The organism is Legionella nigrisilvae, assembly GCF_977063395.2.
In genome coordinates this window covers 245,617-269,681 of record NZ_CDRUGZ020000023.1, presented here as the reverse complement: position 1 = coordinate 269,681, position 24,065 = coordinate 245,617, and the positions used below count along the sequence as shown (strand labels likewise).

The window sequence follows — 24,065 nt, the reverse complement described above, 5'->3', positions numbered from 1 at the left end:
ATTGAGAGGATATCAAGTGGCTCGTTCTATAAGAAAAGGTCCTTTTGTTGACCATCATTTGATTGCCAAAGTAGAGACTGCAATTGAATCAAAATCTAAGAAACCAATTAAAACATGGTCTAGACGATCAACAATCGTTCCTGAAATGATTGACTTAACAATTGCTGTTCATAACGGCAAAGATCATATTCCTGTATATATTACTGATAATATGGTTGGTCATAAATTAGGTGAGTTTGCCATGACTCGAACTTTTAAAGGCCATTCTGGTGACAGAAAGGCTAAAGGTAAATAAGAGGATATGATGGAAGTTACAGCAAAGTTAAAAGGTGCTCCCTTATCCGCTCAAAAGGGCAGATTGGTAGCAGATATGATACGTAATATGAAAGTATCAGGTGCACTTGATGTCCTCAAGTTTACACCAAAAAAAGGTGCTCAATTAATGCTTAAATTATTAGAGTCAGCCATTGCAAACGCTGAAAATAATAATGGAGCAGATATTGATGATTTAAAAGTAGGTATGGTCTGCGTTGATGAAGCGATGACTTTAAAACGTATTAGTCCCAGAGCTAAAGGACGGGCAAATCGAATTTGCAAACGTACCTGCCATATCACGATTAAAGTGTCTGACGAGGAATAGCAATGGGACAAAAAGTTAACCCTATAGGTATACGCCTTGGTATTATTAAAGACTGGAACTCTAAATGGTTCGCAGGTAAAAAATACGCTGAATTTTTAATTCAAGATATTAAATTACGTACCGAGCTTAAAAAGAAACTTATGGCAGCTGCTGTAAGCAAAATTTTGATTGAGCGACCTGCTAATAATGCTGTAGTTACAATACTGACCGCACGACCTGGTGTGATCATCGGTAAAAAAGGTGGTGGTATTGAAACATTACGTTCTGAAATTTCTAATAGATTAGGTGTTCCTGTTCATCTTAATATTGAAGAAATTAAAAAACCTGAGCTCGATTCAACTTTGGTTGCTGAAGGAATTGCACAACAATTAGAACAGCGTGTTATGTTTAGACGTGCTATGAAACGTGCGGTAACTTCTGCTCTTAAAGCAGGGGCGAAAGGAATTAAAATTTGCGTTAGTGGCAGACTAGGTGGTGCAGAAATTGCGCGCAGCGAATGGTATAGAGAAGGACGAGTTCCTTTACATACTTTCAGAGCAGACATTGATTACGGCACAGCGGAGTCTAAAACTACCTACGGTATTATTGGTGTAAAAGTCTGGATCTTCAAGGGTGAAATTCTCCCTCAAAAGAAAAGATCTTCTGACGTTGCCCAGTGAGTGAGGATTAAGAATCATGTTACAACCTAAACGTACAAAATACCGAAAACAGATGAAAGGCCGTAACAGAGGTTTAGCCTTGCGCGGTAGCAACATCAGCTTTGGTGAATTTGGTTTAAAAGCTCTTGAGCGTGGTCGTTTAACTGCACGACAAATAGAAGCTGCTCGTAGAGCAATGACACGTCACATTAAGCGTGGCGGTAAAATCTGGATTAGAGTATTCCCAGACAAGCCCATTACTCAAAAGCCACTTGAAGTAAGACAGGGTAAAGGTAAAGGTAGTGTCGAATATTGGGTTGCTCAAATACAGCCTGGTAAGGTTTTATTTGAAATGGAAGGTGTATCCAGAGAGCTTGCGATGGAAGCTTTTGATCTGGCCAAAGCAAAACTTCCTTTCAAAGTTATATTTGAAGAAAGGAAGGTGATGTAATGAAAAAGATAGATGAATTACGCGGTTTATCAGTAGAAGAACTGCAAAATGAACTGCTTTCATTGCGTAAAGAACAACTCAATTTGCGAATGAAAAAAGCAAGTGGCTCACTAGATAAAACACATCTCATCACCATGGTGCGTAAGTCAGTGGCAAGAGTAAAAACAATGTTGACTGAAAAGGCAGGTAAGTGACATGTCTAATAGTGAATCAAATGCCAGAACAATGGTTGGAAAAGTAGTTAGCGACAAAATGGATAAAACCATAGTTGTGATGATTGAACGTTCTGTTAAGCATCCAAAGTATGGAAAAATTTTGAAACGTAGAGCTAAATTACATGCTCATGATGAAAATCAAGTATGTAAAATTGGTAATATAGTGAAGATCCGTGAGTCAAGACCACTCTCTAAAACAAAAAGCTGGGTATTAGTCGAAGTAATTTCTTAATCAACCCTGTTGATTTACTTTTAAAACCCTAAAAGGCCTGATATAATCAGCAACCTTTTTCTGGTCGAAATCAGAGCTGGAGTAGAAAATGATCCAAATGCAGACAGTGCTCGAAGTGGCTGACAACAGCGGAGCACGTAAAGTTATGTGTATTAAAGTGCTTGGCGGGTCGCACCGTAGATATGCACGTGTAGGTGATGTAATCAAAGTTAGTATTAAAGATGCAATACCAAGAAGTAAAGTGAAAAAAGGTGCTGTAATGAAAGCGGTTGTTGTTAGGACCGCGCAAGGCGTTCGTAGAGACGACGGATCTCTGATTCGTTTCGATGGTAACGCTGCAGTACTATTAAACAACCAAAACGAGCCAATAGGTACTCGTATATTTGGCCCTGTTACTCGCGAGCTACGAGAGAGATTTATGAAAATAATATCTCTGGCTGCAGAAGTTTTGTGAGAAGGATTTAGATATGAAACGTATTCAAAAAGGCGATGATGTAGTTATAATTGCCGGAAAAAGTAAAGGTCTTAGAGGTAAAGTCCTACGTGTGACTGAAAATGGCGTTGTAGTTGAAGGTGGAAACTTGATTAAGAAACATGTCAAGCCAAATCCCCAGAAGCCAGAAAATAAGGGTGGAATTGTTACTCTTGAAGCACCAGTTCACATTTCAAACGTTGCTCATTATAATCCCAATACTAATAAAGCAGATAAAGTAGGATTTAAATTCATCGAGAGTAACGGTGAGAGCAAAAAAGTTAGATATTTTAAATCTGACAATGAAATAATTGACCGTGTTTAATTAGGTGATTCAAATGGCAAGACTTAATGAATTTTATAGAAAAGAAATCATCCCTATGATGATGAAACGGTTCAACTATTCCAGCGTTATGGAAGTTCCAAAGTTGCTAAAAATCACCTTAAACATGGGTGTTGGCGAAGCTGTTGGTGATAAAAAGGTAATGAACCACGCTGTTGAAGACATGACTTTAATCGCTGGACAAAAGCCGGTTGTTACTAAAGCAAGAAAATCTATTGCTGGTTTTAAGATTAGGGAAGGATGGCCAATAGGCTGTAAAGTAACTCTAAGACGTCAACGTATGTATGAGTTTTTAGACCGATTGATTTCCGTAACTTTACCGCGCGTAAGAGATTTTCGTGGTTTAAATCCTAAATCTTTTGATGGAACTGGTAATTATAGTATGGGTATACATGAGCAAATCGTATTCCCAGAAATTGATTACGATAAAACAGATGGTATTCGTGGTTTAGATATTTGTATTACAACGAGTGCTAAGACAAATGAAGAAGCTAAAGCTTTATTAGAAGCCTTTAACCTTCCATTGAAAGATAGAGATAAAAAATAAGGGTGAAATTGTGGCAAAAAAATCAATGCTTATGAGAGAGTTAAAGCGTAGCAAGCTTGTAGATAAATACAGTAAGCGTAGAAACGAATTAAAAATATTGATTAAATCATCTGATGATTTTCAGGTAATTATGGATAGTCAGTTAAAGTTAGCCAAAATGCCTGTTAATTCAAATCCTGTTCGTTTTAAAACACGATGTCAGCAATGTGGTCGCCCACATGGTGTTTATCGTAAATTTGCTCTTTGCAGAATTTGCTTAAGACAACAACTAATGGTTGGTAATATACCAGGCGGAAGAAAATCTAGCTGGTAATTTTTTAATTGGAGAACGATTGTGAGTATGCATGATCCAGTTGCTGATATGCTGACCCGAATTAGAAATGGTCAACAAGCAAAACATCAGCAAATAACTTTAACTTCTTCTAAGTTGAAAGAAGAAATTGCTCGAGTTTTAAAGGAAGAAGGTTATATCGAAAACTTCTTAGTTGAATCACTAGATAATAATCTTAAATTGATGACGATAAAGCTGAAATATTATCATGGCAGACCTGTTATCGAGCTCATTAAGAGAATTAGCAGACCTGGATTGCGAGTATATAAGTCTTATAAAGATTTGACTTCTATTCCTGGTTTTGGTGTGGCTATATTGTCTACATCACAAGGTATAATGACCCATATATCTGCAAAGATGAAAGGCGTTGGTGGTGAAGTCATTTGTGAAGTGGCTTAATACTTGCGAGGAATAATATGTCTAGAGTAGCAAAAGCCCCAGTAGTTCAACCAGCAAATGTTGAGATATCAATAGGTGATGGTGAGGTTACTGTTAAAGGGCCTAAAGGAACACTAACCCAAAAAATTAATCGGTTAGTTAAAGTAACTAAAAATAAAGAATCTAATCATATTGAATTTGCTCCAGCTGCAACTGATCCTAAAGCTTGGGCTCAGGCTGGAACGGCGAGAGCATTAGTTAATAATATGGTTAAGGGTGTAACTGAAGGTTTTGTTGTTACCTTGGAACTGGTCGGTGTAGGTTATAGAGCTCAGTCTAAAGATAAATCAATTACGTTATCATTAGGTTTCTCTCATCCTATTGAATACCATTTGCCTAAAGGTGTTTTAGTTGAAACTCCAAGCAATACAGTAATATTGCTAAAAGGTGTGGATAAACAAATTTTGGGCCAAGTAGCTTCTGAGATAAGAGCATTTAGACCACCAGAGCCTTATAAGGGTAAGGGTGTTAAACTTGCTGGCGAGTATATTGCTCGTAAAGAAGCGAAAAAGAAATAAGGTTTAAGTTATGAATAAAAACAACTCACGTAATCGACGTGGATTAAAAGCAAAAGCACTGATTCGTAAATCAGGCAGAGCAAGACTTGTCGTTTTTAGAAGTGGTTTGCATATTTACTCACAAATCCTTCAAGCAGATAAGTTGGGTGATAAAGTAATCGCTTCATGCTCAACTAACGATAAAGAATTACGTGCCAGTCTGACCGGTAAATGTAAAGTAGAACAAGCTACTCTAGTTGGTAAAATGCTTGGTAAGCGTGCGAGCGAGCGAGGCGTTACTCAAGTTGCATTTGATCGTGCTGGTTATAAATATCATGGCAGAGTGAAAGCCCTTGCAGAAGGTGCTCGCGAAGCTGGATTGGATTTTTAAGGAACGATTATGGCATTCGATGAATCATCACCTAAATCAGATGGCTACCAAGAAAAGCTAGTATCGGTTAATCGTACAGCTAAAGTTGTTAAGGGAGGCCGTGTTTTTGGTTTTGCAGTACTTGTTGTTGTTGGTGACGGCAAGGGTAAAGTTGGCTTTGGTAGAGGTAAGGCCAGAGAAGTTCCAATTGCTATTCAGAAAGCAATGGAGCAAGCAAAGAAAAACATGGTTTATATTCCACTTTCTGGATCAACTATTTTCCACGAAATTACTTGGAACTACGGTGCTTCTAAAGTATTTATGAAGCCTGCAAGTGAAGGTACTGGAATTATTGCTGGCGGTGCAATGAGAGCTGTATTGGAAGTTCTAGGCGTACAAAATATATTAGCTAAGAGTATTGGTTCTACCAATCCAAGCAATATTGTAAGAGCAACGATCGCAGCTTTAACTAATATCGGTACCCCAGATTATGTTGCGGCCAAGCGTGGTAAAACTGTTGAAGAAGTTATGGCGGGCTAATTATGGAAAAGAAAATTAAAATAACTTTGGTTAAGAGCATTATAGGCAGAAAACCAAAGCATATTTCTATCGTAAAACAATTAGGTCTTGGTAAAACTAATTCGAGTGTATCACATAATGATACCCCAGCTATCCGTGGCCTTATTAATAAAGTTGACTACCTATTGCTGGTTGAGGAGAGTGTATAATGAATTTAAATTCACTATCACCCGATCCTGGTTCAAAACGTCCCAAAAGACGCTTAGGACGTGGTATAGGATCCGGGTTAGGAAAAACTAGTGGTAAAGGACATAAAGGTCAGAAAGCAAGAGCTGGTGGTTTCCATAAAATCAACTTTGAAGGCGGTCAAATGCCAATTCAAAGAAGACTACCAAAAATGGGCTTTAAATCACGAGTTGGTAGAACTGTAGATCAAGTTTGTCTCAGTGAACTTGCAAAATTATCTGCTGATGTAATTGATTTAAATGTCTTACGTGAAGCTGGCCTCATTAATAGTTCTATCAAAGATGTAAAAGTTATTTTATCAGGTGAATTAACTACAGCCATCAAACTTAAAGGTTTAAGGGTCACTAAAGGAGCTCGTTTGGCCATTGAAGGTTTAGGCGGCAGCATAGAAGAGTGACTATGAAAAACCAAAAACATAATGCAAGCCAATCACGTGGAGGATTGGCTGAACTAAAATCAAGATTACTGTTTGTTGTTCTTGCTATTCTAGTCTATCGTTTGGGAGCCCATATCCCTGTTCCAGGCTTGGATCCTGCACGATTAGCCAATTTTTTTAACGAGCAACAGAATACAATCTTTGGCTTATTCAATATGTTTTCTGGTGGTGCTTTATCGCGTGTTACGGTTTTTGCTATTGGTATAATGCCATACATTTCCGCATCCATTATTCTCCAGCTTTTTACCGTTGTTTCTCCCAAATTGGAACAGCTTAAAAAGGAAGGTGAATCAGGACGAAGAAAAATAAACCAATATACTCGATATCTAACTTTGGTGCTTTCTGTGTTTCAATCTTTAGGGATGGCACGTTGGTTAGCTGGACAACAAATTGCACTTCAAGCAGACTTCTCATTCTACTTCACCGCAGTTGCTACATTGGTTACAGGTACTATGTTTTTAATGTGGCTAGGCGAACAAATTACCGAAAAAGGTGTTGGTAATGGTATTTCACTAATTATCTTTTCGGGTATTGTATCGAGTATGCCTACGGCTATTGCTTCAGTTCTTCAACAAGTTAAAGAAGGACAAATGCAAGCATTAACTTTGATCATTATAGCAGTAGTAGTTGTAGTGGTGACAGGATTTGTAGTGTTTATGGAGCGTGCGCAGAGACGTATCAGAGTTAATTATGCGCAAAGGACACAAGGTAGAAAGGTATATGCTGCACAAACCAGTCATTTGCCTTTAAAGATCAATATGTCTGGGGTAATACCTCCAATTTTTGCATCCAGTATCATATTGCTACCAGCAACCTTAGCGCAGTTTTTTTCTCATACTAAAGGTTTGGGTTGGCTCGCTGATGTGGGAATGGCTTTGTCTCCTGGACAACCTTTATATTTAATTGTGTATGCAGTAGCAATTATATTCTTTGCGTTCTTTTATGCCGCGCTGGTATTTAACCCCAAAGATACTGCTGATAATTTAAAAAAATCTGGTGCATATATTCCTGGAATTAGACCAGGAGAGCAAACAACTAAATATATTGATGGTGTAATGACCCGTTTGACCTTAGTCGGAGCAATTTATTTAGTATTAGTATGTCTTTTGCCTCAGATCTTGATGTATACATGGCATGTCCCTTTTTATTTCGGAGGAACGTCTTTGCTGATTATCGTAGTTGTTATTATGGATTTTGTAGCTCAGGTACAAGCTCATTTAATGACTCAGCAATATGATTCTTTAATGAAAAAGGCTAATTTTAAAGGTACTAAATTACCTGGTCTTTTATGATTTTTATCGGAGTTAGGAATGAAAGTAAGAGCATCTGTAAAGCGAATTTGTCGCAATTGCAAGATTATTAAAAGAAGTGGCACTATACGGGTTATTTGTAAAGATGCCAGACACAAACAAAAGCAAGGTTAATATCTGCTTGATTTAATTTTATAAAAATAGTATTCTTCTGTCCCTTTCGACAGAACAAATAACGTTCGGAGAAGTTAATGGCTCGTATTGCAGGAGTAAACATACCTGATCACAAACATGTTGTGATTGCTTTAACAGCTATATATGGTATTGGTAAACCTACATCCTTGAAATTATGTTCGACTGTTGGTATTGAACCTTCTAAAAAGGTATCAGAACTAACTGATGCTCAGCTTGAGTCTTTGCGAACAGAAATTGCAAAAATAACAGTGGAAGGTGATTTGCGTCGTGTTGTGACAATGAACATTAAACGTCTTATGGATCTAGGATGTTATCGTGGTCTAAGACACAGAAGAGGGTTGCCATTGCGGGGCCAGCGTACGAAAACTAATGCTCGTACTCGAAAAGGCCGCAGAAAGGGCACTACCGGTTGATTTTTCATGTAGGAAAGTAAGATGGCAATAACTAAGTCAAAACAACAAAAAGTACGCAAGAAGGCAAAACGTGTCGTATCTGATGGTATCGTTCACGTACATGCTTCTTTTAACAATACTATAGTGACCTTTACTGACAGGCAAGGTAATGCGCTGTGTTGGGCAACATCTGGTGGTTCAGGATTCAGAGGCTCAAGAAAGAGTACACCTTATGCTGCACAAGTTGCTACTGAGCGTGCTGCTGCTGTTGCAAAAGAATACGGTATGAAATCCGTGGCTGTATTTGTTCATGGTCCTGGCCCTGGAAGAGAGTCCACTATACGTGAATTAATATCACAGGATTTTAAAATTGTTGAAATTACCGATGTTACGGGTATACCTCATAACGGGTGTAAGCCACCTAAAAAACGTCGTGTATAAGACTCAGGAGTAATTAATGGCTAGATATCTTGGTCCAAAATGTAAGCTATCACGTCGTGAAGGTTGTGATTTATTACTTAAAAGTGGTGTCCGTGATCACAAGTCCAAATGTAAATCAGAAAAATTACCTGGACAACACGGCGATAAAAAACCACGTCTGAATGGTTATGGAATTCAGCTCAGAGAGAAACAAAAGATTAGAAGATTATATGGTGTTCTTGAAAAGCAATTCCGTGGCTATTACAAAATGGCTGCTCGAATGAAAGGCGCAACAGGTGAAAACTTAATGTCTTTACTCGAAAGACGTTTGGATAATGTTGTGTATCGTATGGGTTTTGCGTCTACTCGTGCTGAAGCACGTCAATTGGTTACGCATAAATCAATACTTGTTAATGATAAAATAGTTAACGTCCCATCGTTTTTAGTAAAACCTGGTGATGTTGTATCGGTTCGACAAAGAGCAAGAAGTCAAGGTCGCATCCAAGCAGCTTTAACTTTGTCTGAACAAAGAGCTCCATGTGATTGGATTACTGTAGATACTTCTTCTTTTAAAGGAACATTCTCTACAGCACCAACGTTAACTGACTTATCTTCAGACTACAACGTAAACTTAGTTGTAGAACTTTACTCTAAGTAAGCTCGGAGAAATAGCTGAATGTATACTGAAATCAATGAAATGTTGACACCTAATGTTCTTAAGGTCCAGGCAGAATCGCCCTATAAAGCTAGAATAGTTTTAGAGCCTTTGGAGCGTGGCTTTGGTCATACTCTCGGCAATGCTTTGAGACGTATTTTACTATCATCAATGCCTGGTAGTGCAATTACCGAAGCTTCGATTGAAGGTGTTCTCCATGAATACAGCACAATTGAAGGTGTGCAGGAAGATGTCGTCGACATCTTGTTAAACCTGAAATTAGTTGCGATAAAAATGACAGTCGGTGAAGAAGCTATTGTAACATTGAATAAGCAAGGTCCTTGTCAGGTTACAGCTGGAGATATTCAACTCACTCATGGAGTAGAGATTGTTAATCCAGAGCTCGTCATTGCTAATTTGAATGAAAAAGGCAAATTAAATATGACATTGAAGGTTGAGCGAGGAATTGGTTTCCACAGTACTGATTCATTCATTAGACATTTCGATGATGAAGTAGAAAGAAAATCTGTTGGGAAGCTTAAAATTGATAATAGCTTCTCTCCAGTTAAAAAAGTGGCTTATTATGTTGATAGTGCTCGTGTAGAAAATCGTACTGATCTAGATAAGTTAACTATCGAATTAGAAACTAACGGAACTATTGATGCTGAAGAATCAATAAGAATTTCTGCTAGTATTCTTCAAAGACAACTTCATGCCTTTGTTGATATGAAATTTGAAGAATCTCGATCTGATAATAAAGAACGCAATGATTTTGATCCTATTCTATTACGTTCCGTCGACGATTTAGAGTTAACAGTTCGATCTGCAAATTGTTTGAAAGCAGAAAATATTCATTATATCGGCGATTTAGTACAAAGAACTGAGAATGAGCTCTTAAAAACACCTAATTTGGGTAAGAAATCTTTAACTGAAATTAAGGATGTTTTAGCTTCACGTTCATTATCGCTCGGTATGAAACTTGAGAATTGGCCGCCAGCAAATCTTGGCGAATAATGTTTAGGAGTTTTGGTTATGCGTCACCGTAATTCTGGCCGAAGTTTTGGCCGTACAAGTAGCCACAGAAAGGCTATGTTTGCAAACATGTGTTGTTCTTTGATTGAGCATGAGTTAATAAAAACAACTTTGCCTAAAGCTAAGGACCTGCGACGTTACATTGAACCTTTAATTACTGTGTCAAAGGTTGATTCAGTAGCTACCCGTCGTCACGCGTTTGATATTCTAAGATCTAAATCAGCAGTTGGTAAATTATTTAAAGATTTAGGTCCACGTTTTGTTGAGCGTCCCGGTGGTTATGTACGTATCATCAAATGTGGATTTAGAGATGGTGATAATGCGCCTATGGCTATAGTTGAATTATTAGACAGACCTGCTGTTAGCGAAGAGACTGAAGAATAAAAGATTGTTATTATGATTTTAAAACCCGCCCTATGCGGGTTTTTTATTATATGAATATTCAAATTTTAACCCAGTGAACTTTCTAATTGCCAATAGTTATAACTTTTATGTCCCACCATCCATCGTTGTTCTAATTTTTATGGTCCCTCCTAAAATTTATATCCATGGTTGTATATCCACCAGTAAATCACTCTCAAGACCTCCGGTTTGCTCAGTAGATTTTGGTTCTAATAAAATGACATGTACTTCTTCATTGGCTATTGGTTTATGTTCTACACCTTTGGGTACAATATAAAACTCACCTTCTTCTAAAGTAATCACTTTATCTCTAAGTTCGAGTTGAAGTGTTCCTTTCACTACTAAAAATAGCTCATCTTCTGTTGGATGACTATGCCATATAAATTCGCCTTTAAACTTAGCAAGCTTGACATATTGACCATTTAATTCACCCACAATGCGTGGTGACCAGTACTCATCGAACAATTGAAATTTTTTAGCTAAATTCACCTTTTCCATAATTACCTCATTGCATTAGTTATGTAGATGATGAGTCATCTTGTACTACTCTAGAAACGAGTATCTCATATAACGAATTAACACGTAATTTAGGGATGCAGGGAACTGAGCCTGGGAATAACAGGTTTCCTGGGTTTCGTTTCGCTGCACCCAGGATACATTTAAGTTTAATATCTATATAAATACTTAGAACGGAACATCGTCATCCAACTGATCAAAAGCATCTTGGGGAACCTGAGGAGATTGTGGTCTTCCGGAATTTTGATTGCTGGGTGCGAATTGAGCTTGCGGTATCTCATCGAAACTTGATGAGCCGGTACCTTTGCTATCTAGCATTTGAATGTCATTCGCTACAATCTCGGTAGTGTATCTATCTTGACCTTGCTGATCCTGCCATTTTCGGGTTCTTAAACTACCTTCAATGTAGAGTTTGGATCCTTTACGCACATATTCGCCGGCTATCTCTCCTAAGCGGTTAAAACATACCACACGGTGCCATTCAGTTCGTTCTTGCTTTTCACCGGACACTTTATCTTTCCATGCCTCGCTGGTGGCAATTGAGAGGGTAGTTACAGCATTTCCATTTGGTAAATAACGTACGTCAGGATCAACACCCACATTACCAATTAGGATGACTTTATTTATACCACGTGCCATTTCTTTATCTCCTGTATGCGAAAGTTAGGAGTAGAGTATACCTAATTTATATATCCCTTGCACGGATGTGATGCTATAGAAATCCCTAGAAAAGGTAACAAGCATACTTGTACTAGCATGCTTGTTAATAACTTATATTTTGGAAATTTTTCTAAGCCAATCTTTTGCTTCCCTACTTATTTCTTCACCGTCCATGATCTTGTTATAAACAGCTGTTCTTAATTCAATTGAATCCCCGCAGATGTTCTCCATGAGTTCATTCCAAGCGGCTACTGATTTCGTACAGTCAGTTTTATTCACTTGTGAGAGCACCTCGTATATACATTTAAACCATATGCATCTATGGCGCGATCCAGCCAGTCTACAATTTTGGTTGTTAGTCCGTGATCTTCAAGACCTTTCCCTTTCTTAAAACCTTTTTCCCATTTACTGGTTCGTAAATTTGCATGTTCCTTACCATATAAATTATTGATTAATTCCATGCATTGTTTTGCCAGGGAAATGGCAACCGGTGATTGTGGATCAAGATGCAAATTATTGTTAATTTCATTAACTAAACTAAACCATGCATCTTCAAACTGTTTCTTCTCATTCTCGTTAAATCGAGTTTTTAAATTTGCTTCGAATTGTGCATATTGTTCTAACTCTTTGGGATTGAATACTTCTTTAATCCAAGAGTTCTTAAGTTGTTGTGTCATACGATAAACCTCTATCAATTGTATTATTTGTTCCCAAGGAATAGACTGCTCTCGGCTACAGTGTTCAGTCACTTGCTTTAAAATACAACTCGCTTGCATGAGTGTTTCTGCTTTTTCTTGCAAAAACTTTGCTTGTAAGTTGAAGTGTTCTAACACCCCGGTATTGTGGGCAAGTAATTGTTTGATTTGTGCTAATTTAAAACCAAAAAATTTCAGCGCAATAATCTGTTGTAGCTTTAACAAGTCCTTTTCAGAGTACAAACGATAACGATTGCTTTGACGTAAACTGGGTTTAAGTAAACCAATTTTGTCATAATGATGTAGCGTTCTTACTGACACTTCTGTCAGTAAGCTAAACTCTTTTGCATACCATTGTTTCATCGTTTTTCCTCCTTGTGGCCAAGGTTATTGTATGACGTAAGGTTAGAGTCAAGCAGGTTAATCAAAAAGGGTTTTATTCGAAGTGGAAACAAGTTCGTACAGACGCGTAATTTGTTTTTGGGTTACTCGATGCGTTGAAAGCGGGGGGAGGCGGTTTATGTCAAAAAAATCAATTTCGGAAATTTCTAGATTTTCTTTTGCTGTTCCCGACAAAATGTCGCAATGAAAAAAACATTTATAAGTATGTGGCCATTGTAGCGGGTGATCATGTTTTTGTTTATCCCATAAGGCAAGGAGCCTGATTACAGAAACATCAAACCCTGTTTCTTCTTTAGCTTCTCTGATTACTGATTCTGATGCGGATTCATTTGTTTCCGCCCATCCACCAGGTAAAGTCCAGAGGTCATCCGAGCGTTCTTTGACCAATAAGATTTGCTTATTTTTTAAAATAAAAGCACGTACATCGACTTTAGGTGTTGCATACCCTTTTTCTAACGCAAAGATCTGCTTAATCTCTGCAAGTGGTGTATCTGAATAGCTGGCAATAAACTCAGAAGCAATATTCCGGAGTCTTAGGTAGCGTTCTTTGTCAAATTCATTATTTGCAAAACATAGTCCATTTTGAGCAATTGCTTGAATTTCAGTAATGTATTTTAGCCAGCTAACTTCAATTTTAGACATAATATATAATCCCTGTATACGTTTTTTTCATTCCACCTATTGACTCTCACGTTACGTGATAGTTTAGAATCAGCTTTCAGGAGAAAGTTGAATGAAATATTATCAAATTAAAGAGATTAGCCAAATGACCTCATTAACAATTAGGTCATTACAATATTATGATGAAATTGGTTTATTAAAACCAACAAAACGTTCTGAGAGTGGCTATCGTCTTTATTCTGAATTGGATTTAATACGATTACAACAGATTACCACATTAAAGTTTTTGGGTTTTTCCTTATCGACCATCAAAAAAATTATAGAAAGTCCAAATTTTGATGTGATGTCATCCATTGGGATACAAGCACGAGAACTGACTGAGAAAGCAACGCGAATTAATGAAGCGGCTTCTTTACTTGCTTACATTGCGAGTCAAATGGAAATGAAGCAACCGGTGAATTGGAAAAGTACTGCAAAAATTATCGAGATATTGGAGCTAAATACAATGAATGAACAAGTTCTGCAGAAATATCAAACTGAAGCTGAACAATCCGAATTAGGTAAAAAATCTGCATATGATGATACCTATAATCCAGATCGGTTATACCCTATTCCGCGATCTGGTAAACGGCAGGAAATCGGAGTTGATCCCAAACAATTACCTTTTTATGGCTTTGATTGTTGGAATCACTATGAAGTTTCCTGGCTTAATGCGAAGGGCAAACCTATGGTCGCAATTGCTGAATTATTTTATGACTGCAGCTCGCCTAACTTAATCGAATCAAAATCATTAAAACTTTATTTTAATTCATTCAACAACACACGAATTCAAAATGTTGATGAATTGGAAAATACGATTAAAAAAGATTTGCAAGAACGTGTTGGTGCAGAAGTTGGGGTGAAAATTTATCTATTAGAGAAAGCCGATCAGTTTGTGGTACATCAGTCTTTAATGGGAGAGTCACTGGATCATCTTGATGTAGAGTGTTCTGTATATCTTGTAGAACCTTCATTTCTTGCTACAAGCAATGAAGTTGTGGAAGAAACCTTATACTCCAATTTATTGAAATCAAATTGTCTAGTCACGAATCAGCCAGATTGGGGAAGTGTACAAATTGATTACAAAGGAAGAAAAATTGATCGAGAAGGTTTATTAAAATATCTTGTTTCATATCGAAATCATAATGAATTTCATGAACAATGCATTGAACGAATTTTTATCGATATTCTGAATTATTGCAAACCAGAAAAGCTGACTGTATATGGCCGCTACACCAGACGGGGAGGTTTGGATATTAATCCATATCGTTCTACAGAAAAGACTTCATTTATAAATAAAAACTTGCGTCTGATACGTCAATAATAAACCCGTACTCTAATTTGAGTTATTAATAAAGATAACTCAAATTAGATAATCCGAAATTATTGAAATGGAAATGTAGAGGTAATAATGACGAATATAGTTATCGAACTTTTTGAGAGTATAAAATATCTTGTTTTTAAAAAAAATAATATAACCCTTTATTACAATGGATTTAATGATTTACTCAATTTAATGGAGATGGCACTGGCGCTTGATAAAGATGAACATTGTATTTTCACTTATGTAGTGGACCATGATACGGAAGAAACTAATAAACTGAAGTACCACGAAGGAATTAATGCGACTTATAGTGATGAAGGTCACTACCATTTCGAAAGAAAGGATAAAGGGAAAATAACTGTTAAGGATATTATCCAATTATTGGATTATTTAGTTAAATATAATTTGTTGAATGAGAGAGAAAAATCTGAAGTAATTATAAGATTTTGTGACAAAAAACAGGCTCAGAGAAAACTAAGGATTTTTTCCCATATCTGTAATGAAGAACCAGTGAGCAACAATATTGGCAAGCCCATGACCAATCCAAATTAATTCTTACTATCCCATTTAGCTTTTCTTTTTTGTGGCAGAAATAATGGACAATGTATGAGACATCTTAGCATCAGGTAATTCAAGACAAATCGCGTGCAATACAGAGAATTAAATTTAATACTTTGTTAATAATTATTGGTTACAATGAGCTAAAAAGATGTGCCGAGTGTTTGATTTATGAAGATATTGTATATTCCTTTTTCCTTTGAGGATGCTTTGTTTGATTTACAAAAAAAAGCCAATGTTTGGTATGAGCGATCAAAAAGAAACGGTGAAGAACTATTTATTATTTATCACGGTAGCGGCAAAGTTGATACTCAATTAAGCCTTAAACAAGCCTTGCAAAAGGGACAATGCCACATTTATATCCTGAGTCATGGAATGAATACGAGTAAATACACAGTCTGTAACCAATCAATTGATGATGACGCTTATCAAGAGCTGGGTATTGAGGACGTTGCAGCACATTTTACAGAGGATTTAGTGATACCAAATTTTAGTGATAACAATGTTATTAAGTTATTCTTTTGTGATGAATACCGACAAGAGAATAAGTCTAGAAGTATGGCTGAGCAATTTCGTAAACATTTAGACAAATCCCTCCAAAAAATAGAAATCGAGTATTATTCAGAGGTGAGTCTTAGTGTGCCAGGAGCAGCACGGAGCGTGTTAGGGGGAGCTAAGGGTGCTTTGAAAACACTCCATATGACTAATGATTTGTTTGATCTTAGCTTAACCTGTCTTGCAGGCAAGGCAAAAACATTTAGACACGGGCTAAACGAACAACCTTTTACAAGTGTTTCCTCCTTTTCAGTCTCCGCACGATTCTTTGACCCTCCACGTAAACCAGAAAAAATAAATTATCCTGAATATTCACATCCTATTTTGCAAGAATTTGCTGAAAAACTAGTTAGAATAATACAGTGTGATAAAATCTTGTCAAAGAATCAACATTATCTTATCGGTGAGCTATTATTTCTTTTGCCCCGCGATATAAAAAGCTATCAGGTGAGTGGGTTAAAATTTACGGGCAAGAGTATTATACTGGAATTTAATATTAATAAAGAACTTCTCAACCTTTATTTAAATCAATTCGCAATTAGTCCAGAACAATCTGAAAGTTTACAAACGAGTCAAAAAAATAAAATGCTCTGAAGTGTTGCCAAAAGTTTGTCAATAAGATCATTTGACTCTTCAACACGACGATAAAAACCCTCCCTTTTTAATGAGAGAAAGTCGATAGAATTTTTTCTGCACTACCCTCTGGGTAGTTCTCTCTATTAACGCGTAAATATATAACTTGCTCTTTCTCTGCGAGTGCCACCTCAACCACTCCTTTAATGTTTAGTAGTTGAGTAATTATATTCTCTTTCTTTTCGGACCAAGGATAGTGCAAAATAAGTGTTGAAACAGCATCGTTTGATTTCATTGAAACAGATGCAATTAACCATAAGATACCAAGAATGGCATTAGTAATAAATATTCCCTCGCTACTATTCCACTGATACAGTACACCAGATAATGCTCCCCCAATAAAAAGCCCTAAAAATTGACTGGTTGAATAAATACCCATTGCCGTCCCTTTACTATTGGGATTTGCCTGTTTCGATACCAAAGAGGGTAATGCTGCCTCGAGGATATTAAAAGCAACGAAGTAAATTAGCATGAGAATGCACAAACTAAACCAATTTTGAAACGTATAGGCCAATAACAGTTGTGCTGCAGTTATTGTAAGGACTGAAGAAAGAAAAACGCTTTTCATGCGCTTTTTCTTTTCCGCAAGCACAATAAACGGGATCATCAGTATAAATGATATGAGCATGAGTGGCAGGTAAAAATGCCACTGTTGGGATAAATGGCCGTGCTCCACTTGTTTTCTTAAGATATAGGGAATAGCAAAAAAGGTTGCTGTGAGAATAAAATGCTGACAGAAAATACCTATATTAAGACGTTGTAGTTGCATGTTGGATACAACTTGTTTCAATAAAGCGGGATTTGTTTCGCTATCAATATGAAAACGTTCACTTACAGGTTTAGGAATAACCAAATTAAGTAAAACGATCCCGGCAATCGCTAATAAGGTAGTGAGATAAAAAATACCCGATAGACCAAAATAATGGGTAATGGCAGGACTCACGACCATAGCCAAACTAAACGATGTACCGATGGTCATACCGATGACTGCCATGGCCTTGGTACGCTGTTCATCAGGCGTAAGATCGGCAAGTAAGGCGATTAAAACACTTCCAATAGCACCGGTTCCTTGTAATGCTCGGGCAAAGATCATTCCATAAATAGAATCGGTCAGAGCACCCAGTAAGCTTCCACTGGCAAAAAGAAGCAATCCCAAAGTAATCATGGGTTTTCTACCTATTTTATCGGAAAGCATTCCGAAAGGCATTTGGAGGATGCCTTGAGCCAGCCCATAAATTCCAAGCGCAAAACCTACCAATGCTGGAGTGGCATTACGCAAATTTTCTGCATAGATGCTAAATACAGGAATAAGCAAAAACAAGCCGAGCATGCGAAAAGAAAAAATTGCAGCTATAGGAAACACAGTTTTAAACCAAGAATGTTTCATTCATTAATATATGTTTATCTTAATCGTGGTGCCGATAGTACAAAGTTAGCACTCTAGAAACAAGATATTTGAAAATTTAATGATCTAATGATTGCTTTATCGATAAATAAAAATGAAAATGTATTTTTTTGTAACTGTTGGTCCAAGGATGTTAGGATACGAGCGCTTGGTATTTTGAAATCACTACTTAGGCAAGAAAAAGGGAATCTGGATTGGGTAGGGAGAATTCCTGGATTCTGTTTTTTGACCAGGGTACACGCAACAGGGGATGGATTCTTAAAGAGATACCATTGTTTTAGCAAACAGTTGCTTTTATAGATGAAGTTGATGAGGAATTTTCCATGAGTTTGGTTTTTGCAGATAAAGTTGGATTGATTACTGGCGGTGCACGGGGTATCGGTAAGGCGACTGCATTAAAGTTAGCACAGGCAGGATGTGATATTGCTATAGTTTATTACAACAGCTCTGATGAAGCCCAAGCTTTAGTTAAAGAAATCCAGGCTGTTGGACGCAGGGCAATTGCTCTGCAAGCCAATGTGGCTGACCATCAGTCCGTAAAGGAAATGTTGACTCAATTCCGCGAACACTTTAATCGACTTGATTTCTTAATTAGTAATGCGGCCAGTGGTGTTTTAAAATCGGCACTTAAGATGTCAACTAAGCATTGGCGTTGGTGTTTGGAAACAAATGCTTTGGCATTAAATCATTTAGCCACAGAAGCTCGTTCATTAATGCCAAAAGGGAGTCGAATTATTGCTTTGTCCAGTCTTGGCGCATCACGCGCGATTCCTAATTATGCCTTTATAGGTGCTTCTAAAGCGGCTCTTGAAGCATTAGTTCGCTCTTTAAGTCTTGAGTTAGCGGTTGATGGGATCACTGTGAATACTGTTTCGGCTGGAGTAGTTGATACCGACGCCTTAAAGCATTTTCCTAACAGAGAAGAGTTACTTGATGAGTATCAAGCGCACTCTTTGGCCGATAGACCATTGACAACCCAAGATGTTGCCAATGCAATTTATCTTTTATGCTTACCGGAAGCGGCTATGATTAATGCTCATACTTTATTTGTTGATGCAGGGTATAGTCAGGTTGGTTAATACCTTATCACTTTAATTTTGTGTCTTTAAAAAAATATATGGTATAATTCCCGGCTTTTTAAATTAGCTGATCTCTGAGGAACAAAATATGAATGTAGCAGACGTTTATCCTAAGGTTAGGGAAATTGTTGCTGATGTGTTAGTAATTGATGCTGAAGACGTATCTCTTAATAGTCGATTGATAGCAGATCTAGGCGCTGAATCTATTGATTTTCTTGATTTGGTTTTCCAATTAGAAAAAGAATTCAAAATAAAAATCCCTCGGGGCCAATTGGAAAAAAATGCACGGGGTGATTTGGCGGAAGATGAGTTTGAAAAAGGCGGCGTTATTACTGAGCAAGGTTTGAAAGCGTTGCAAGACTATTTAAGCGAAGTTCCAGCGGATCAATTCAAGCCAAATATGAAAGTCAATGAAATACCCTTGTTATTTACCATTGAAACGTTTTGTAAGTTAGTTGTTGTTGCCATCAAAGAGCAACAAACTGCCGGAGCTGGAGCTTAAGTTCGGTATTATTTTTATAGATTAATAGGGTTTATTAAATACTGATGAGATTCTTATTTGTTGATCGTATCGTCGAGTCATCTCCTGGTCAGTGGATCCGGGGAATAAAACATATTACCTCAAATGATACGTTCCTCACAGTTGATGAACAGGGGCGGCCTTGTTTTATCCCTTCTTTAATCGGAGAAACACTTGGGCAATTGGCAGCATGGAATGTTATGGCGCTGCAAGAATTCACTCATAGGCCTGTGGCTGGTATCGTAGCACGTGCCTCTATGCACCGCAGAGCCTATGTCGGGGAGACTTTATTGCTGGAGTCATTTATAGAACATATAGATGATTCAGTGATGCAATATCATAGTGAAGCCCGGGTAGGTAGTGAACTTGTCTTCAGTCTTGACGGCGCTTTAGGCCCTTTACTGCCTATGGATGATTTTATCAATTTGGATGAAGTGAAACAGCAATTTTCTGAAATTAACCGTCCTGGCGAATGGTCGGTTATTAGTAAAGAAAGTGGGCCTGTGGCGGATGATTATCTGATAATGGATTCGAACGTGTCTGTAATGCCCATGGCCTTTGATAGAATATGTTCCAGTCAACCGGGGGTGCGTTTAGTCGCTGAAAAAAGAATATCCCGAGCTGCCCCTTATTTTGCAGATCATTTTCCCAAGAAACCTGTACTACCTTTGACGGTATTATTGGAATGCAAGCTCAATTTAGCTTATGAATTTGTTTTGCGCGCAGGATACTCAACACAGTATCAAGTAAGCGAATTTCGCAAAATAAAAATGAATGAATTTGTCTATCCAGGCGATGTTCTTGAATGTAATGTAACCGTTAAGAAGCAAACCGAAGACGAGTTGATCCTGGCTTACCGCAGCGAGGTTGCCGGTAAACGTGTTTGTGTTGTAGATGTAGTACTTATTCCCAGAGGATAAATAAAGTGAAAAAAAGACGAGTGGCTATTACAGGTTTGGGAGCGGTTTCCCCTTTAGGACTCGATGTCCAGTCCACATGGTCTAATTTATTGGCGGGACACTCAGGAATTGCTGAAATTAAGCAATTTGATGCCAGTGCTTTTCCTACATATATTGCGGCTGAGGTGAAAAACTTTGCGCTCGATCCCAAGTTAATTACCAAACGAAGTCGCTTTTCAGTGCATTTTACCCGTTTTGCTCTTGCTGCCGCTCAACAAGCTTTTGATGATGCGGGTCTCGTGCCTACCGAACAAACTGCAGCCCAGTGGGGTGTAGTTACCGGCAGTGGTATGATGACTGCCGAATTTGATTATCTATCTCGATTTCAGCAAATTTGTGCCTCAGATGGTGAAGCAGATTGGGGACGTTTGCTTGATAACACTCAAGAATTTTATAAATTATCCGATTTTGGCAAAACAACGCCAAATTCAGGCTTGTCTTTATTGATTCAACAATTCGGAATCAGAGGTTATGCCTCCTCAGTACATACCGCTTGTGCCTCTGGCGGCCAAGCTTTAGGTTTAGCAATGCAGGTAATTCGTCGGGGTGAAGCAGATTATATGTTAGCTGGCGGATTTGATTCAATGATCAATCCCTTAGGATTATCCAGTTTTTGCCTATTAGGTGCCTTATCTACGTACAACAGTACTCCAGAAACAGCAAGTCGACCTTTTGATGCCACGCGTAATGGTTTTGTCTTAGGAGAAGGTGCGGCTTTTTTAATTCTTGAAGAATGGAGTAAAGCAAAAGCACGCGGTGCCCGTATTTATGCTGAATTGGCCGGTGAAGGGAATTCTTTAAGTTCTTATCGAATTACCGATTCTCATCCAAATGGTGATGGCGCGATTCAAGCAATTGAACGTGCTCTTCAAGATGCTGGAGTAAAGGCTTCCGATGTGGATTACATCAATGCACATGGAACCTCAACTAAAATGAATGACTTAAGCGAAACAAATGCCATTAAAGCAGTTTTTGGGGAGTCTGTCGCAACCTTACCGGTAAGTTCGACTAAAGGGCAAACAGGACATTTAATTGCTGCTGCAGGCGCACTTGAGGCAGTCTTATCCGTTAAATCGATAGAACAGGCACAAGTCCCTAAAACCGCTAATTTAACTAACCCCGATCCTGAATGCGATTTGGATTATGTGGTTGATGGGCCACGCGAACGATCTTTGGGCGTGGTTTTATCCAATTCATTTGGATTTGGTGGCTCCAATAGTTGCTTATTGTTTAAGCATCCTGAGTTTGGGGGAGCAGATTTATGAGTCAAGACAATAGAGTATTTATTACAGGACGGAGTGCTTTAACCGCATCAGGTGCTACTGCAGATGCAACTTGGAATTCGATTCTTTCTGGTAAAAGTGGGATTGCAGAAATAACCCAATGGGATTTGTCACAATGGTCTCACCGTTTGGGAGGCGAACTAAAAGAGTTCAACCCTGCAAAAATGCTGCCCGATCGTAAGTTGATGAAGGTCATTTCACGTCAGGATGTGATGGGAATTAATGCTGCAGTACAAGCAATTGAACATAGTCATATGATTGATTATCGCGATACTCTTGCAGACCCCAATTCATTTAATGAGCAAACAGCAGTATTTGTGGGCTCTCCGGGGAATAAATATTTTCAACAATATGATTTTTTACCCTTGTTAGCAAAAACCCACGGGATGCAGCAATTTGCGCAGGAATTATTCGAAACAGTCCATCCGATGTGGCTATTACGAATATTACCTAATAATGTCCTTGCATATACCGGAATAACTTATGAATTTAAAGGCCCTAATCATAATGTAACAAATCATGCTGTTGGGGGAACACAAGCTCTATTGGAAGCCTATCACGCAATTCGTACGGGTCAGGCAGAGCGAGCTGTCGTCGTTGCTTATGATATGGGTATTGAGCCTCAAGCGGTCTTTTACTATGATCAATTAGGGGTATTGAGTACTCAACATCTAAAACCTTTTGATGAAGCGCATGATGGTACAATTTTAGCCGAAGGCGCTGCGGCTTTGGTTTTGGAAAGTGAAGCCAGTATGAATGCGCGCTCAGCCACCTGTTACGGTGAGATTATCGGTGGTTTATCAACCAGCGAAGCGGAAGGCCTATTTTCTCTAGATACCAGTGGGCAACAGCTTGCTGAACTGATGCAACGTACGTTAGATCTGGTAAAATTAAGTTCTAATGATTTAGGGTTTATCGTTGCTCATGGAAACGGTAATAGTAAATCAGATTATAGTGAATCTCAGGCAATACAAAATGTGTTTGGCCATGAGGAAATTCCAGTAACAGCATTCAAATGGTCCATGGGACATACCATATGCGCTTCTGGATTAATTGACGCAGTAATGACGACCTATGCACTTTCATCTAAATGTGTGCCAGGTATAGCTAATCTGCAAAATATTGCATCCAGTTGTAATGGTTTATCCGTAAGTGCAGATCATCAACCTGTAAAAAAAGGACCGTATGCACTGACGGTAAATCGCGGATTTGCCAGTATGAATGCGTGTTTGGTGATCAAAGCTTGTGATTAAATTAGAACAAAAAGTCAATGAATTGCCCGTGAGTTGGTTGGGTCGATTTGTCCATAAATTTTTACCCTATAAGCGTAAAATAGTTATGGCCAATATTGATCGTGTTTTCGGTGATCAATTAAGTGAGGCCCAAAAAAAGCGGCTTGCCATATCCTATTATTCACATTTGCTTAAGTCGTTTAAAGAAGCCATTCAATTGCGTTTTATGTCGGAGGATGATTTACGCAATCTGGTGGAGGTTCGTGGCCATGAAAATATGTTGGCAGTGGTAGCACAACAAAAAGGCGTTTTAGTTCTAACAGGACATTTTGGTAATTGGGAAGTTGCACCCATTGGGGGTGTTTTAAATTTTAAAGAATTTCGAGGACAGTTTCATTTTATTCGTCGCACTTTATCAATCAAATTTATTGAGCGAAGTTTGTTTAAGCAATATTATCAAGTGGGTTTAAACGTTATTCCTAAAAAAAATTCGCTTGATAAGGTGTGTGCCGCTTTAGAGCAAAACCATGCGGTCATTTTTGTTCTGGATCAACATGCTTCTTTAGCGAATCGTGATGGTATTGCCGTGGAGTTTTTCGGTACGAAAGCAGGGACTTATCGAAGTTTAGCCACTCTTTCTCGTTATACGGGCGTACCGGTGATTCCTGCTGCAGGCTATCGGTTACCCAATGGAAAGCATGTTTTAGAATTTTATGATCCTATTCCATGGAAAGATTATGGAAGTGCTCAAGAATCCCTTTACCAGAATACATTGGCGTATAATCAAGCGTTAGAACGTATTATATTGAATCATCCTGAGCAATGGAACTGGATGCATAAACGTTGGAAGCTTAAGACCTAAA

General features: G+C 38.1%; 38 protein-coding genes and 1 pseudogene. 33 read left to right on the top strand and 6 right to left on the bottom strand.

From position 1 onward, the window contains the following. Nucleotides 1-16: 16 nt before the first annotated feature. The 23 genes from rpsS (at nt 17) to rplQ (ending at nt 10,703) form a co-directional block, all read left to right on the top strand. Nucleotides 17-295 (top strand): 30S ribosomal protein S19, encoded by a 279-nt coding sequence (rpsS, locus tag ACWTE2_RS16345; RefSeq protein WP_182391662.1) that lies wholly within the window; start codon nt 17-19, stop codon nt 293-295. Between the two features lie 9 nt (nt 296-304). Next, a complete protein-coding gene (rplV, locus tag ACWTE2_RS16340) occupies nt 305-640 on the top strand; it encodes a 50S ribosomal protein L22 (protein ID WP_003633087.1) in 336 nt (111 codons plus the stop codon). A 2-nt stretch (nt 641-642) separates the two neighbouring features. After that, complete coding sequence (gene rpsC, locus ACWTE2_RS16335) at nt 643-1,299, top strand: 30S ribosomal protein S3 (RefSeq protein WP_182391661.1); 657 nt, start codon at nt 643-645, stop codon at nt 1,297-1,299. A 16-nt stretch (nt 1,300-1,315) separates the two neighbouring features. Next, nucleotides 1,316-1,729, top strand: a complete 414-nt coding sequence (gene rplP / locus ACWTE2_RS16330; RefSeq protein WP_003633085.1) for a 50S ribosomal protein L16 — start codon at nt 1,316-1,318, stop codon at nt 1,727-1,729. Next, complete coding sequence (gene rpmC, locus ACWTE2_RS16325; RefSeq protein ID WP_019233368.1) at nt 1,729-1,923, top strand: 50S ribosomal protein L29; 195 nt, start codon at nt 1,729-1,731, stop codon at nt 1,921-1,923. Before rplP ends, rpmC begins: the two co-directional genes overlap by 1 nt. 1 nt (nt 1,924) lies before the next feature. Beyond that, a complete protein-coding gene (rpsQ, locus tag ACWTE2_RS16320) occupies nt 1,925-2,176 on the top strand; it encodes a 30S ribosomal protein S17 (protein ID WP_182391660.1) in 252 nt (83 codons plus the stop codon). An 88-nt stretch (nt 2,177-2,264) separates the two neighbouring features. Continuing rightward, nucleotides 2,265-2,630: a 50S ribosomal protein L14 gene (gene rplN, locus ACWTE2_RS16315; RefSeq protein ID WP_006872243.1), complete on the top strand. Its 366-nt coding sequence runs from the start codon at nt 2,265-2,267 to the stop codon at nt 2,628-2,630. 13 nt (nt 2,631-2,643) lie between these two features. After that, the gene (gene rplX, locus ACWTE2_RS16310; RefSeq protein WP_182391659.1) at nt 2,644-2,973 is read left to right on the top strand and encodes a 50S ribosomal protein L24; all 330 of its coding nucleotides are present in this window, start codon (nt 2,644-2,646) and stop codon (nt 2,971-2,973) included. 13 nt (nt 2,974-2,986) lie between these two features. After that, a complete protein-coding gene (gene rplE, locus ACWTE2_RS16305) occupies nt 2,987-3,538 on the top strand; it encodes a 50S ribosomal protein L5 (RefSeq protein ID WP_182391658.1) in 552 nt (183 codons plus the stop codon). 10 nt (nt 3,539-3,548) lie between these two features. Then, complete coding sequence (gene rpsN, locus ACWTE2_RS16300) at nt 3,549-3,851, top strand: 30S ribosomal protein S14 (protein WP_182391657.1); 303 nt, start codon at nt 3,549-3,551, stop codon at nt 3,849-3,851. 27 nt (nt 3,852-3,878) lie between these two features. Further along, on the top strand, nt 3,879-4,268 hold the full coding sequence (gene rpsH / locus ACWTE2_RS16295; protein WP_220471027.1) for a 30S ribosomal protein S8: 390 nt from the start codon (nt 3,879-3,881) through the stop codon (nt 4,266-4,268). Between the two features lie 17 nt (nt 4,269-4,285). Then, on the top strand, nt 4,286-4,825 hold the full coding sequence (gene rplF / locus ACWTE2_RS16290) for a 50S ribosomal protein L6 (protein WP_182391655.1): 540 nt from the start codon (nt 4,286-4,288) through the stop codon (nt 4,823-4,825). Between the two features lie 10 nt (nt 4,826-4,835). Then, nucleotides 4,836-5,195, top strand: coding sequence for a 50S ribosomal protein L18 (rplR, locus tag ACWTE2_RS16285; protein ID WP_182391654.1), 360 nt, complete (start codon nt 4,836-4,838; stop codon nt 5,193-5,195). Between the two features lie 9 nt (nt 5,196-5,204). Continuing rightward, on the top strand, nt 5,205-5,714 hold the full coding sequence (gene rpsE, locus ACWTE2_RS16280; protein WP_010654817.1) for a 30S ribosomal protein S5: 510 nt from the start codon (nt 5,205-5,207) through the stop codon (nt 5,712-5,714). Nucleotides 5,715-5,716: 2 nt separating this feature from the next. Then, complete coding sequence (rpmD, locus tag ACWTE2_RS16275) at nt 5,717-5,902, top strand: 50S ribosomal protein L30 (protein WP_019233377.1); 186 nt, start codon at nt 5,717-5,719, stop codon at nt 5,900-5,902. Then, nucleotides 5,902-6,336 (top strand): 50S ribosomal protein L15, encoded by a 435-nt coding sequence (rplO, locus tag ACWTE2_RS16270; protein WP_182391653.1) that lies wholly within the window; start codon nt 5,902-5,904, stop codon nt 6,334-6,336. The genes rpmD and rplO overlap by 1 nt, the downstream gene beginning before the upstream one ends. Before the next feature lie 2 nt (nt 6,337-6,338). Then, complete coding sequence (gene secY / locus ACWTE2_RS16265; protein WP_182391652.1) at nt 6,339-7,667, top strand: preprotein translocase subunit SecY; 1,329 nt, start codon at nt 6,339-6,341, stop codon at nt 7,665-7,667. A gap of 18 nt (nt 7,668-7,685) precedes the next feature. Further along, a complete protein-coding gene (gene rpmJ / locus ACWTE2_RS16260; protein ID WP_010946099.1) occupies nt 7,686-7,799 on the top strand; it encodes a 50S ribosomal protein L36 in 114 nt (37 codons plus the stop codon). 77 nt (nt 7,800-7,876) lie between these two features. Further along, nucleotides 7,877-8,233 carry a 30S ribosomal protein S13 gene (rpsM, locus tag ACWTE2_RS16255; RefSeq protein ID WP_182391651.1) on the top strand — a complete coding sequence of 119 codons (357 nt, stop codon included), beginning with the start codon at nt 7,877-7,879 and terminating at the stop codon, nt 8,231-8,233. Nucleotides 8,234-8,254: 21 nt separating this feature from the next. Further along, nucleotides 8,255-8,653, top strand: coding sequence for a 30S ribosomal protein S11 (gene rpsK, locus ACWTE2_RS16250; RefSeq protein ID WP_003633055.1), 399 nt, complete (start codon nt 8,255-8,257; stop codon nt 8,651-8,653). A 16-nt stretch (nt 8,654-8,669) separates the two neighbouring features. Then, nucleotides 8,670-9,290: a 30S ribosomal protein S4 gene (gene rpsD / locus ACWTE2_RS16245; RefSeq protein WP_182391650.1), complete on the top strand. Its 621-nt coding sequence runs from the start codon at nt 8,670-8,672 to the stop codon at nt 9,288-9,290. A gap of 18 nt (nt 9,291-9,308) precedes the next feature. Beyond that, nucleotides 9,309-10,301, top strand: coding sequence for a DNA-directed RNA polymerase subunit alpha (locus tag ACWTE2_RS16240; RefSeq protein ID WP_182391649.1), 993 nt, complete (start codon nt 9,309-9,311; stop codon nt 10,299-10,301). An 18-nt stretch (nt 10,302-10,319) separates the two neighbouring features. Continuing rightward, the gene (gene rplQ / locus ACWTE2_RS16235; protein WP_182391648.1) at nt 10,320-10,703 is read left to right on the top strand and encodes a 50S ribosomal protein L17; all 384 of its coding nucleotides are present in this window, start codon (nt 10,320-10,322) and stop codon (nt 10,701-10,703) included. Between the two features lie 156 nt (nt 10,704-10,859). Here rplQ and ACWTE2_RS16230 read toward each other — a convergent pair whose 3' ends face one another. From ACWTE2_RS16230 to ACWTE2_RS16210, 5 genes are all read right to left on the bottom strand, one after another. After that, nucleotides 10,860-11,219, bottom strand: coding sequence for a cupin domain-containing protein (locus tag ACWTE2_RS16230; RefSeq protein ID WP_454786154.1), 360 nt, complete (start codon nt 11,217-11,219; stop codon nt 10,860-10,862). Nucleotides 11,220-11,405: 186 nt separating this feature from the next. Further along, nucleotides 11,406-11,876: a single-stranded DNA-binding protein gene (ssb, locus tag ACWTE2_RS16225; protein ID WP_454786153.1), complete on the bottom strand. Its 471-nt coding sequence runs from the start codon at nt 11,874-11,876 to the stop codon at nt 11,406-11,408. A 132-nt stretch (nt 11,877-12,008) separates the two neighbouring features. Next, entirely contained in the window at nt 12,009-12,176 is a 168-nt protein-coding gene (locus ACWTE2_RS16220) for a hypothetical protein (protein WP_454786152.1), read from the bottom strand. Continuing rightward, complete coding sequence (locus tag ACWTE2_RS16215; protein ID WP_454786151.1) at nt 12,173-12,955, bottom strand: MerR family transcriptional regulator; 783 nt, start codon at nt 12,953-12,955, stop codon at nt 12,173-12,175. Before ACWTE2_RS16215 ends, ACWTE2_RS16220 begins: the two co-directional genes overlap by 4 nt. A gap of 57 nt (nt 12,956-13,012) precedes the next feature. Beyond that, nucleotides 13,013-13,636: an NUDIX hydrolase gene (locus ACWTE2_RS16210; RefSeq protein WP_454786150.1), complete on the bottom strand. Its 624-nt coding sequence runs from the start codon at nt 13,634-13,636 to the stop codon at nt 13,013-13,015. 91 nt (nt 13,637-13,727) lie between these two features. On the opposite strand from ACWTE2_RS16210, the pseudogene ACWTE2_RS16205 reads away from it, so the two are divergent. The 4 genes and pseudogenes from ACWTE2_RS16205 to ACWTE2_RS16190 all read left to right on the top strand — a co-directional run. Continuing rightward, nucleotides 13,728-13,880, top strand: a pseudogene (locus ACWTE2_RS16205) (MerR family DNA-binding transcriptional regulator); the annotation flags it as partial. Nucleotides 13,881-14,120: 240 nt separating this feature from the next. Next, the gene (queF, locus tag ACWTE2_RS16200; protein ID WP_454786164.1) at nt 14,121-14,978 is read left to right on the top strand and encodes an NADPH-dependent 7-cyano-7-deazaguanine reductase QueF; all 858 of its coding nucleotides are present in this window, start codon (nt 14,121-14,123) and stop codon (nt 14,976-14,978) included. An 87-nt stretch (nt 14,979-15,065) separates the two neighbouring features. After that, nucleotides 15,066-15,530, top strand: coding sequence for a hypothetical protein (locus tag ACWTE2_RS16195; protein WP_454786149.1), 465 nt, complete (start codon nt 15,066-15,068; stop codon nt 15,528-15,530). Nucleotides 15,531-15,707: 177 nt separating this feature from the next. After that, the gene (locus tag ACWTE2_RS16190) at nt 15,708-16,685 is read left to right on the top strand and encodes a hypothetical protein (RefSeq protein ID WP_454786148.1); all 978 of its coding nucleotides are present in this window, start codon (nt 15,708-15,710) and stop codon (nt 16,683-16,685) included. A 67-nt stretch (nt 16,686-16,752) separates the two neighbouring features. Here the strand turns inward: ACWTE2_RS16190 and ACWTE2_RS16185 are convergent, their stop codons facing one another. Next, on the bottom strand, nt 16,753-18,111 hold the full coding sequence (locus ACWTE2_RS16185) for an MFS transporter (protein ID WP_454786147.1): 1,359 nt from the start codon (nt 18,109-18,111) through the stop codon (nt 16,753-16,755). A 341-nt stretch (nt 18,112-18,452) separates the two neighbouring features. Here ACWTE2_RS16185 and fabL point away from each other — a divergent pair, with 341 nt between their 5' ends. From fabL to ACWTE2_RS16155, 6 genes are all read left to right on the top strand, one after another. Next, the gene (fabL, locus tag ACWTE2_RS16180; protein ID WP_454786146.1) at nt 18,453-19,208 is read left to right on the top strand and encodes an enoyl-[acyl-carrier-protein] reductase FabL; all 756 of its coding nucleotides are present in this window, start codon (nt 18,453-18,455) and stop codon (nt 19,206-19,208) included. An 88-nt stretch (nt 19,209-19,296) separates the two neighbouring features. Continuing rightward, on the top strand, nt 19,297-19,710 hold the full coding sequence (locus ACWTE2_RS16175; RefSeq protein ID WP_182391638.1) for an acyl carrier protein: 414 nt from the start codon (nt 19,297-19,299) through the stop codon (nt 19,708-19,710). A 44-nt stretch (nt 19,711-19,754) separates the two neighbouring features. Further along, nucleotides 19,755-20,648 carry an ApeI family dehydratase gene (locus ACWTE2_RS16170; RefSeq protein WP_454786145.1) on the top strand — a complete coding sequence of 298 codons (894 nt, stop codon included), beginning with the start codon at nt 19,755-19,757 and terminating at the stop codon, nt 20,646-20,648. A gap of 5 nt (nt 20,649-20,653) precedes the next feature. Further along, nucleotides 20,654-21,952 (top strand): beta-ketoacyl-[acyl-carrier-protein] synthase family protein, encoded by a 1,299-nt coding sequence (locus ACWTE2_RS16165; RefSeq protein ID WP_454786144.1) that lies wholly within the window; start codon nt 20,654-20,656, stop codon nt 21,950-21,952. Then, nucleotides 21,949-23,223 carry a beta-ketoacyl-[acyl-carrier-protein] synthase family protein gene (locus tag ACWTE2_RS16160; protein ID WP_454786143.1) on the top strand — a complete coding sequence of 425 codons (1,275 nt, stop codon included), beginning with the start codon at nt 21,949-21,951 and terminating at the stop codon, nt 23,221-23,223. The genes ACWTE2_RS16165 and ACWTE2_RS16160 overlap by 4 nt, the downstream gene beginning before the upstream one ends. Next, nucleotides 23,216-24,064: a lysophospholipid acyltransferase family protein gene (locus tag ACWTE2_RS16155; protein ID WP_182391634.1), complete on the top strand. Its 849-nt coding sequence runs from the start codon at nt 23,216-23,218 to the stop codon at nt 24,062-24,064. Before ACWTE2_RS16160 ends, ACWTE2_RS16155 begins: the two co-directional genes overlap by 8 nt. Nucleotide 24,065: the final 1 nt, after the last annotated feature.

What these genes read in the sequence shown, in the direction of transcription:
- rpsD (WP_182391650.1), top strand. Translation starts at nt 8,670, where the DNA reads ATGGCTAGATATCTTGGTCCAAAATGTAAGCTATCACGTCGTGAAGGT.
- rpsE (WP_010654817.1), top strand. Translation starts at nt 5,205, where the DNA reads ATGGCATTCGATGAATCATCACCTAAATCAGATGGCTACCAAGAAAAG.
- queF (WP_454786164.1), top strand. Translation starts at nt 14,121, where the DNA reads ATGAATGAACAAGTTCTGCAGAAATATCAAACTGAAGCTGAACAATCC.
- ACWTE2_RS16195 (WP_454786149.1), top strand. Translation starts at nt 15,066, where the DNA reads ATGACGAATATAGTTATCGAACTTTTTGAGAGTATAAAATATCTTGTT.
- rplV (WP_003633087.1), top strand. Translation starts at nt 305, where the DNA reads ATGGAAGTTACAGCAAAGTTAAAAGGTGCTCCCTTATCCGCTCAAAAG.
- rplP (WP_003633085.1), top strand. Translation starts at nt 1,316, where the DNA reads ATGTTACAACCTAAACGTACAAAATACCGAAAACAGATGAAAGGCCGT.
- ACWTE2_RS16190 (WP_454786148.1), top strand. Translation starts at nt 15,708, where the DNA reads ATGAAGATATTGTATATTCCTTTTTCCTTTGAGGATGCTTTGTTTGAT.
- rpmD (WP_019233377.1), top strand. Translation starts at nt 5,717, where the DNA reads ATGGAAAAGAAAATTAAAATAACTTTGGTTAAGAGCATTATAGGCAGA.
- rplR (WP_182391654.1), top strand. Translation starts at nt 4,836, where the DNA reads ATGAATAAAAACAACTCACGTAATCGACGTGGATTAAAAGCAAAAGCA.
- secY (WP_182391652.1), top strand. Translation starts at nt 6,339, where the DNA reads ATGAAAAACCAAAAACATAATGCAAGCCAATCACGTGGAGGATTGGCT.
- ACWTE2_RS16185 (WP_454786147.1), bottom strand. Translation starts at nt 18,111, where the DNA reads ATGAAACATTCTTGGTTTAAAACTGTGTTTCCTATAGCTGCAATTTTT.
- ACWTE2_RS16230 (WP_454786154.1), bottom strand. Translation starts at nt 11,219, where the DNA reads ATGGAAAAGGTGAATTTAGCTAAAAAATTTCAATTGTTCGATGAGTAC.
- ACWTE2_RS16215 (WP_454786151.1), bottom strand. Translation starts at nt 12,955, where the DNA reads ATGAAACAATGGTATGCAAAAGAGTTTAGCTTACTGACAGAAGTGTCA.
- ssb (WP_454786153.1), bottom strand. Translation starts at nt 11,876, where the DNA reads ATGGCACGTGGTATAAATAAAGTCATCCTAATTGGTAATGTGGGTGTT.
- rpsM (WP_182391651.1), top strand. Translation starts at nt 7,877, where the DNA reads ATGGCTCGTATTGCAGGAGTAAACATACCTGATCACAAACATGTTGTG.
- fabL (WP_454786146.1), top strand. Translation starts at nt 18,453, where the DNA reads ATGAGTTTGGTTTTTGCAGATAAAGTTGGATTGATTACTGGCGGTGCA.
- rplO (WP_182391653.1), top strand. Translation starts at nt 5,902, where the DNA reads ATGAATTTAAATTCACTATCACCCGATCCTGGTTCAAAACGTCCCAAA.
- rpsH (WP_220471027.1), top strand. Translation starts at nt 3,879, where the DNA reads ATGCATGATCCAGTTGCTGATATGCTGACCCGAATTAGAAATGGTCAA.
- rpsK (WP_003633055.1), top strand. Translation starts at nt 8,255, where the DNA reads ATGGCAATAACTAAGTCAAAACAACAAAAAGTACGCAAGAAGGCAAAA.
- rpmC (WP_019233368.1), top strand. Translation starts at nt 1,729, where the DNA reads ATGAAAAAGATAGATGAATTACGCGGTTTATCAGTAGAAGAACTGCAA.
- ACWTE2_RS16240 (WP_182391649.1), top strand. Translation starts at nt 9,309, where the DNA reads ATGTATACTGAAATCAATGAAATGTTGACACCTAATGTTCTTAAGGTC.
- rplN (WP_006872243.1), top strand. Translation starts at nt 2,265, where the DNA reads ATGATCCAAATGCAGACAGTGCTCGAAGTGGCTGACAACAGCGGAGCA.
- ACWTE2_RS16160 (WP_454786143.1), top strand. Translation starts at nt 21,949, where the DNA reads ATGAGTCAAGACAATAGAGTATTTATTACAGGACGGAGTGCTTTAACC.
- ACWTE2_RS16210 (WP_454786150.1), bottom strand. Translation starts at nt 13,636, where the DNA reads ATGTCTAAAATTGAAGTTAGCTGGCTAAAATACATTACTGAAATTCAA.
- rplQ (WP_182391648.1), top strand. Translation starts at nt 10,320, where the DNA reads ATGCGTCACCGTAATTCTGGCCGAAGTTTTGGCCGTACAAGTAGCCAC.
- rplE (WP_182391658.1), top strand. Translation starts at nt 2,987, where the DNA reads ATGGCAAGACTTAATGAATTTTATAGAAAAGAAATCATCCCTATGATG.
- rpmJ (WP_010946099.1), top strand. Translation starts at nt 7,686, where the DNA reads ATGAAAGTAAGAGCATCTGTAAAGCGAATTTGTCGCAATTGCAAGATT.
- rpsC (WP_182391661.1), top strand. Translation starts at nt 643, where the DNA reads ATGGGACAAAAAGTTAACCCTATAGGTATACGCCTTGGTATTATTAAA.
- rpsQ (WP_182391660.1), top strand. Translation starts at nt 1,925, where the DNA reads ATGTCTAATAGTGAATCAAATGCCAGAACAATGGTTGGAAAAGTAGTT.
- rplX (WP_182391659.1), top strand. Translation starts at nt 2,644, where the DNA reads ATGAAACGTATTCAAAAAGGCGATGATGTAGTTATAATTGCCGGAAAA.
- rplF (WP_182391655.1), top strand. Translation starts at nt 4,286, where the DNA reads ATGTCTAGAGTAGCAAAAGCCCCAGTAGTTCAACCAGCAAATGTTGAG.
- ACWTE2_RS16175 (WP_182391638.1), top strand. Translation starts at nt 19,297, where the DNA reads ATGAATGTAGCAGACGTTTATCCTAAGGTTAGGGAAATTGTTGCTGAT.
- ACWTE2_RS16170 (WP_454786145.1), top strand. Translation starts at nt 19,755, where the DNA reads ATGAGATTCTTATTTGTTGATCGTATCGTCGAGTCATCTCCTGGTCAG.